Origin of the sequence: Microcoleus sp. A2-C3, assembly GCF_036706065.1 — a bacterium.
Taxonomy (GTDB): Bacteria; Cyanobacteriota; Cyanobacteriia; order Cyanobacteriales; family Microcoleaceae; genus Microcoleus.
Genome location: NZ_JAUBVX010000100.1, coordinates 1 through 7,796 on the forward strand (window position 1 = coordinate 1; position 7,796 = coordinate 7,796).

The 7,796-nt window shown below is 45.9% G+C and carries 9 protein-coding genes; 8 read left to right on the forward strand and 1 reads right to left on the reverse strand.

The annotated features are described in order from the left end of the window. Nucleotides 1-442 precede the first annotated feature (442 nt). A complete protein-coding gene (locus tag QUB66_RS29155) occupies nt 443-1,396 on the reverse strand; it encodes a replication initiation factor domain-containing protein (protein ID WP_332970734.1) in 954 nt (317 codons plus the stop codon). A 167-nt stretch (nt 1,397-1,563) separates the two neighbouring features. On the opposite strand from QUB66_RS29155, the gene QUB66_RS29160 reads away from it, so the two are divergent. The 8 genes from QUB66_RS29160 (at nt 1,564) to QUB66_RS29195 (ending at nt 7,751) form a co-directional block, all read left to right on the forward strand. Further along, nucleotides 1,564-1,896 carry a hypothetical protein gene (locus tag QUB66_RS29160; RefSeq protein ID WP_332970735.1) on the forward strand — a complete coding sequence of 111 codons (333 nt, stop codon included), beginning with the start codon at nt 1,564-1,566 and terminating at the stop codon, nt 1,894-1,896. Between the two features lie 32 nt (nt 1,897-1,928). Continuing rightward, nucleotides 1,929-2,222 (forward strand): flagellar alpha dynein, encoded by a 294-nt coding sequence (locus QUB66_RS29165; protein ID WP_332970736.1) that lies wholly within the window; start codon nt 1,929-1,931, stop codon nt 2,220-2,222. A gap of 218 nt (nt 2,223-2,440) precedes the next feature. Beyond that, nucleotides 2,441-2,800: a hypothetical protein gene (locus QUB66_RS29170; protein ID WP_332970727.1), complete on the forward strand. Its 360-nt coding sequence runs from the start codon at nt 2,441-2,443 to the stop codon at nt 2,798-2,800. Continuing rightward, nucleotides 2,800-3,315 (forward strand): hypothetical protein, encoded by a 516-nt coding sequence (locus QUB66_RS29175; RefSeq protein ID WP_332970729.1) that lies wholly within the window; start codon nt 2,800-2,802, stop codon nt 3,313-3,315. The genes QUB66_RS29170 and QUB66_RS29175 overlap by 1 nt, the downstream gene beginning before the upstream one ends. Further along, entirely contained in the window at nt 3,315-3,578 is a 264-nt protein-coding gene (locus QUB66_RS29180; RefSeq protein ID WP_332970730.1) for a hypothetical protein, read from the forward strand. Before QUB66_RS29175 ends, QUB66_RS29180 begins: the two co-directional genes overlap by 1 nt. Further along, nucleotides 3,569-4,114, forward strand: a complete 546-nt coding sequence (locus QUB66_RS29185; RefSeq protein ID WP_332970731.1) for a hypothetical protein — start codon at nt 3,569-3,571, stop codon at nt 4,112-4,114. Before QUB66_RS29180 ends, QUB66_RS29185 begins: the two co-directional genes overlap by 10 nt. Nucleotides 4,115-4,297: 183 nt before the next feature. After that, a complete protein-coding gene (locus QUB66_RS29190) occupies nt 4,298-4,477 on the forward strand; it encodes a hypothetical protein (protein ID WP_332970732.1) in 180 nt (59 codons plus the stop codon). 454 nt (nt 4,478-4,931) lie between these two features. Beyond that, entirely contained in the window at nt 4,932-7,751 is a 2,820-nt protein-coding gene (locus QUB66_RS29195) for a DUF3854 domain-containing protein (RefSeq protein ID WP_332970733.1), read from the forward strand. The last annotated feature ends 45 nt before the right edge of the window (nt 7,752-7,796 follow it).

A 7,796-nucleotide genomic window follows, 5' to 3' on the forward strand; every position in this document is an offset into this window, starting at 1 on the left:
AATCCAAGTTCAAAGCTCTGTTAGGTAACTGAATATGTAACCGCCGGAAAGTGGCGGCTATTTTCTCAGAGTTCGGCCGCTATCCTGCGACTTCGACAAAAATTTTTAGCCGAACTCTGAGAAAATCCCGCTAAAAAAATGGAGTTTACTGTGAAAACAAAACCGACAAGTTTTTAAAAACCTGTTAAAATCTCACAACAATTTAATATTTTGTTAAAAACCTCAAACCGCTTACTCTGTGCGTATTTGAGCAGTTTTCTGCTTTTTATTCATTTTGCCGAGGTTATCAGTATATATTTTCTATTTTCTTTTTTTTAATTACCGGGTATCACTCGAACCGGTGCCTGCGGCACCCTAAATCTGATGTGAGCGGCCGGGGGGGCAGGCCGTAAATCAGCCCCTCCCCCGGCCCGCTTTTTCATTGTTAATCCAATTTATTAATTCACAAAGCGCGAGCATTCTGAATCAGTCTGTGGTGGCGCGCCTTCATGCCCAACTTTCCCGATCGCAAATTATTATCCATAAATTCTTGATATTTTTCAGCCCCCATATATTCGTGGAGCATGGCAAGGGTCGGAGCGTGTCGCTGGATGAAAGCCGCCGATTTTTCGATATCGCAATGCGGAACTGCTGCTGCCAGAGTAACCGCACCTCGCTTGTAAATTCTGAAAAAATCAGTGTCAGGATGTGAAAGAAGATTTATTTGCCCGCAAACTGTATTATCTAAGTATTTAGAAGTTTCTACTAATTCCAAATCAGCAAGCGAGCGCATCACAGTTGCAGCCCTAAATCTTTTTAGCTCAAGCTCCATCCGATCGGAATGAACCCCATCGATATTTTTGTCATAGATGCGAATAAAGCGATCGGACTCGCGCGAACCCAAATATACGGTAGTGCCGTGCCGACTGCCTGTATTCATTATCCGACGAGCAGTTCGCCACCCACAAAGCAGTCCATCCTGAATCAAATTTTCCCAGGGTCGCAGCGAAAGTCTGGGGCAACCAACTGGAAAATCTACAGCAATATCAATTCGATTGGCTATAAATTCATAGTGGCATTGACCCCAAAAAAGCAAGGATTGAATTTTAGCAAAATCTAACTTTGCCAAGATTTTGCCACTCAAGTCAACAAAGTAGCGATGGAATTTTTCAGCACCAGCAGAAGGCGCATAATTGATACCAATCAGTGAACGCTCGTGCTCGTAAATCTCATGCCAAACCTTGTTTAGAGCCAGCATATCGTTATTCTTGGCATCAGGTAAGGGTTCATTTTTGCGCTCAAATGGTAAGCCTAAAATCTTTATTATGTCCGAAATCCCACCTGAAGCCTCGCTGAGAACTTGAAACCGTAGCCAGTCAACTCTAACCTTTCTATCCAAAAATGCAGTTTGTGTCATTTTAAATTTTCCAAACAAAATAAATTACTGCCGCATGATTTGTGCTAGCGCTCGTTTTACCATTTTAATCTATTTTTAAGTGTCTACAGATTCGTCTACAAAATACTTGACATTGTAGACACCGCGAGTTATTGTATACACATAGCCGTCTACAAGTGTATACAGTCATGAGTCAAGTTATCAGTTTTCGAGCGTCAGGTCACTTCCTAAATTGGCTAGAATCCCAACGCATAGAGGGAGAATCGGTAAGTCAGTGTTGCCAACGAATGCTTAAAGATATATCCGCTGGCGTGTCTACGAACGTGTCTACACAAAATACTGTAAACGTCGCGTCTACAGATTTGTCTACACCTTTTGCGGATTTGTCTACACGAAGTAATAATAACGTCGCGTCTACAAATACTGTAGACATTGTAGACAAAGCTGTAAATTCAAAATTTAACCCTGTGATTGAGCGGATGGCTGCCATTGAGGAACGGCTGGGAAAATTGAGAGCCTGAGCGATGGCAACGATGAATCACTCAGGCTTGAATTGAAAGCGACCAACAATCAACTTACAGAATGGGATGCAGAACTGAATCAATTACACGAGCGCAACGGCGAATTGGTGTTGAAGGTGCAGATGTTAGAGCAAAAACTTAAGGAAGCGCAGCGCGACCGGGAAGAAAATAAAAATTTGCCTCCGACCTGTGCGAAATTTCCAGAGTCAATAGACTTGTCCGCCAAAACTAAAGCAATTTGCAAAATCGTTAAACCCTGGGTATCCACCAAACACATCAGTAAAATTAACGCCCAAATCAAACAAGAGTTAGAGGGGCTGGAATAATAAGCAAAGCTAATACCGCCACAACTTCCCGATCGCACTCCCGGACAATAGAGCGATCGGGAAGCGACTTATCAGAAATTCAAATCAATTGACAGATACGCGGAAGTCTGCCATTTTGAATGTAAGGAAGATTGATGCGCGGTAGCAAGGCTGTTGCAAGCCCAACTAACCACGACTTCCCCGAACAGTTAACTTACAACCGTCGGAGCAAAATCATTATGCACCAAAAACCGCCCACAGCGATAGGGCGATCGCATTTATTTAATGCGAGTATTTCAGCGCTCAAACTGCGGGCGGACGAACTGGGTTTGACCCACTACGCCTCGCTGTACGGCGACAAACGCAAGCGCGAAACTTGGCTCAAACTCCTAGAACACGAGCCAGACTTGCAACCGCTGCAACCGCGCCCACAGTTTTCAAAATTCAAAAAATCAGACTACCAGCTACCGCATCGGCGACATTATGCGATTGTACTTTCTGTCGCTGCGATTGCTTTGCTTTGGCTAGCGAAACCTTTACTCAGCAAGGTTTCACCAATTCAACTCGACATCAAAATTCAACTTACAGGACAAAAATAATGAGTCTACAACTGCGACTATTCGGCGGCGGTAAATCCGATGCTGGCAATTTAGCAACCAGTGGCAATGACGGCGGACACGCGATCGACAAATCAAGGGTACTTGCAGCTACCGCAGCGGGTGTTATTACCCCGCTAACCCCTGGTAATTTTGGGAGCATCCGAACCGCGCCAATAGTACCCGCCCCGCGATACTTCGAGCGTGATGAAGCCGATCAGCTTAAAGAACTAGCCAAGGAGAAAACCGACGGTGCGAGACAGTCCAAGCGCGCCTATCAATCTTTGAGCAAGATTGAAGAAGCAGACGCAAAAGTCCACAAAGAACACCGCAAGTATGAAGGAGTAGTGGCGGAAAACGAGCTAAAAAAGGTTCGTAGCAACGCGGGTTTAGCCAAAAAGTTACACGGGATGCGACCGGGTTATGCCCGATTGGGACTGGGTATTGACAAGGCTGACAGTGATGCCCGCACCCGTATTGATGCCATCAAAGCCAAGTTGACAGCGGGGGCTAACTAATGAAAGCGATGTATCTGGTTAACTATTTTGTAGCCGGGTGCATCACTTCCTCCCTTCTAGGGTGGATAGCGAGTTTGCATCCGATGTCGTTTAGGGCGATCGCATTTTTGCTAGCAGCAGTCGCAGTCGCTTGGGTGATGTGCTGGCTGCTAGACTTCTCCCTCAGCCAACTGTTGAAGATTTCAGTACCCCAATTACAAGCACTTTTGGTCAGCATTTTAGCTGTGTTGCTGATAGGTTTAGGGGTGTTTCTATGCACCTAAAGATGTTTGTGTTGAGTGCGTCAGCAGTCGCATTGTGGCTAGCTCCTTTGAGTGCACTTGATAAAAAAGTAAACTGGCACAAAGCAGCTCAAGGCGTGAGTTTATGTGCGGGTATTGCTTGCGCTATCAAGGCGGGTAGCATTGCCTACAAACTGTCCGCAGATGCGGAAATTGAGGTAATTAAGGAGCGGGCTATTACGGCTGACGTGATTGATGAAATCTCGACATCGGCTTACGTTTCACAGCAACAAAGACAGCAGGAAGCCGAACTTATGCTAGCTTCCCCTGGGCTTGACGTGGAAGCTGGTCGTAAATCGCTAGAAGCCATGTATGATAACGACTTACAGGATAGCGTTTCCGCTTCTGACAATTCAGATTACCTAGTTTACTTGGAAGTTTGTAAGTCACAAAAAGCGGGTAAGTCTGTTACTTGGATTGTTGAGAATGTTCTGAAAATGGGAGGGCGTAAATTTGCTGACGGTAAGGTAAAATTAGAATCAATTTTGAAACAGTTTGAGGAAAAACTGAATGAGTGAGTCAGTACAACTAGGAAGCTTTCGAGTAATCGGAACCAAAAAAGAAATTGTAAATACGTTGGCATTCTTGAGGACTAATGGTTGTGTATGGAATGGCAAAGAAAAATACTGTGTACAACGAAATGACGAAAATAAATTTGCCTACTACCTAAACAATGTAAGAGTGCCACTTGTAATCAAAAAGTGAAAGCGATGACTGAAATTGAAACCGACGATTTAAGCGAGGACGAAAGCAATGAAGATGACGACGAAAGCTTGTGGGAAACTGCTATCTGCTGGAAATGCCACGGCGACGGGTGTACATGGTGCGACTTTGACGGCTGGTATTATCCGGCATGGACTGAGCCAAACGGAATAAATTAAACACTGATTTAGTGTAGAATGCGATCAAATATTGGTGGAGTCCGAACCCCGAGCAATTGGGATTAATCCGACATACAGCCCTAGAAATGCCTTAAGTAAGAAAAGAGTAGGCGCAATTGTAACGAGCGATTTGGCTGATAATTGCGGGAATTCCCTTAAGGTAGGCTGCGGAAGGAGGGTTTTAGACCCGGGAAACGGGAAAGCGCGTAAGCTTTCGTGTAGCGAAAATGCAACACACCAATCAAAATCTAAGCTAAGGAACTCATCGCTACGAGGGAATTCGGCTTTTGTCTGTCACGGCTGTTTGCTTGTGACAGCTTAAGGCTGGTTCCATTTAGCCAAGTTTTTAAAAATCAACAAACCAAAAATACCAAAAAACCGCTGCTATCAAATTGGAACCTGAGCGCAACGGCTATTTGGATTCAAAACCTGCCCAAGGGGCGGGTCTACCTTTATGTATTGTACAACAAATGCGGTCACAGTCAACAGCGCCAAATTTCTCTCGAAAGCTCACGAAGAACACATAGCGCAACGCGGACTATTAAGCGATCGGGCAAGAGCAACTTGCCGAACAATTGGTGCCGAAGAAGCAAGCCTGATATTAAGCACTCCAGCCAAATCGGGAGGAATCCTGATCGAGGGCGACTCTCTACAATCCCAGTTCAGACCAGACAAACGCTGGAAAGTCGGCAACAAATTAGTTCCCAAATACCTCACTCCCAAAACCGACCACGGCTACGACGCAATTTTACCCACAGACCCAGGGCTAAAAGATTACTGGGAACCAGAAACCCTCAAAAAATCCTGCTATCAACTCAACGGGCATCCGTGCCTTTTGATTACCGAAGGTGGATTTAAAGCGATCGCTGGATGCGACAATAATTTGCCCACAATGGGGCTGATTGGCGTAGAAATGGGCTTATCTGGCAAAAAATCCGACACCCAAAACAAGCGCTACCTCATTGAGTCCTTAGAGAAATATGCCAAAGCGGGCATCGGATTCATCATCGTATTTGATGCAGACGCGACGACCAACCCCAACATCAGGAGAGCGCAGCGCACATTAGGGCGACAGCTTCTAAAATTTGATGTACCCTTGTATGTCGCAACAGGGGGCTGGGAAATGGGCGAAAATGGCGCAAATAAAGGTATGGATGATTTTATCCAAAATGAAGGGATAGAAGCCTTCCGAGCAATTCTTGCCAAAGCCAAACTATTTGATGCTGACAGCGACGAGGACATTGAAGCCCCACAGACAAAGCCGCCAACACCAAGACAAACCGCGCGACAACTTGCCGAAGACTACGGGCATTTATGGAAATTTGACAACGAGACAAAAGCTTGGCGCATCTGGAATGGGAAGCACTGGGAGCCAACCGACGACGGAAATGTGGAAACTTTGATTAAATCGGTGATTGACGCGCGAAACATAGCATATAAAGGATTCAGCTACATTGCTGACACAATCAAGCTGTTAACGGCTGATTTGCGAGTAAAACGCTGGAATATGTTAGAACGGGCGCGGTACATCGCATTTGACAACCTGGTACTTGACACAAAAACGGGCAAAACGCTAGAACACGCCCCACACATGGGTTTTACATCATGCTTGCCTTATGTCTACAAGCCGTATACAGCCACGTCTACAGATGCACTGGAAAACCTCAAAAGCAATTGCCCGAACATCTACCAATGGATGAGCACCGCCATGCAGAGCGATCGCAAAAAAATCATCAAGCTGCTGGCAGTTGTAAACGGACTGTTAAAATTCAAATTTTTTGACCTGCAAATGTTCGTGCACCTCATCGGCAAGCCAGGAAGCGGGAAAGGAACGTTTATTCGACTGCTGCAAAAAATCGTAGGGCGAGACAACTGGAAAGGATGTAAATTGCGGGCTTTAGACGATGGCTCAACAATGGCAAGCATCATCAATAAGCAGTTAGTCGCGTGCCCAGATGAACGTAACGCATCAGGGGTCGAAGCCATCCTCAGCTTGACGGGCGGGGATGCAATCGGATACCGCGAGGTTTACAAAGCCGCCTCAGATGCCTTTTTCTACGGGCTACTGATTATCTGTAGCAACCACCCAATCTTTGTGGGCGACACAACGGGACTAGACCGCCGACTGTGCCTAATTCATTTTGACAACCCACTGCCGACCGTCCTCAGAAATTCTCAGATAGAAGCCGCTATGGATGCTGAAATTTCCCAACTAATCACAGCTTCATTAATGCTCACGGACTCAGAAGCCAGCGAAGCAATCCGAGGAAGCGGCATCAACCAAATTGCAGAATTCAGGCTACAAGAATGGGAAATGAAGCGAGACACAAATAGCGTAGCAGCGCACTTCGACGATTGGTTAATTGCCGACCCAGACGCGACTGTGACGACAGGAAAAATTTACGAGCATTACAAAGACTGGTGCGGGACAACATTGAAAGCTGTATCACATATCAAATATCCCAAGATGCTAGCCGAACTCTGCAATGACTACCTAGAGTTAACCTCTGTGAAATGGGAAAGACAGCGAGGACGAAGTTTTTTCAAAGGATTGAGGCTCAGGAACGAGGGCGACCTGCAAACGCCAACACACTCAGATTTTTTGCAATCTGGCATCCCAATAACTCAAAATGACGGGGTTTGCGAAGCAAATGACGGGGTTTGTGCGGGGTTTGTGCGGGGTTCTGAACCCTTGCCAGTTGGGAATTACAGCGAAATGACGGGGTTTGAGCCTCAAAACTTTTTAGAAAAAACTAACCTGCTGCAAACATCGGAGCAAAAAGTGTGTTTGATAAAAGATGTTGAAAAAACACCTCAAACCCCGTCAAACCCCGCAAATCCCCAACCAGCAAGGGATACAAACCCCGTCACGCCAAAATCAAACCCCGTCATAACCCCGTCAACTTTAGCGATCAGACAAAAGGTGAAAGTCAGCCAAAAGTTCAGCGGCCGCCAGCAACTGCGAGGAAAAAGCGCCGAAATCATCAAAGACTTAGGGAGCAATTTGTACCAGGTGAAATTTGGAGGAGCCGGAGTCACAGTATCAGGTCATGGGAAAGTTAAAACCGCCAACGTTAGCAGCACACAGTTGCTCACCGAATGCGAAATCGAGTTAATCGAATTTATTCAGGCTTGCGATGATGCCGAAGGAGCGCTCGATATTCAAAAAATCCTCACCGAATGTTGCGATCGGAATGAAGCGAGCCGTGCCAAAGTTTGGGCGGAACTATCAACCGCCGAACAATCCAAGTTCAAAGCTCTGTTAGGTAACTGAATATGTAACCGCCGGAAAGTGGCGGCTATTTTCTCAGAGTTCGGC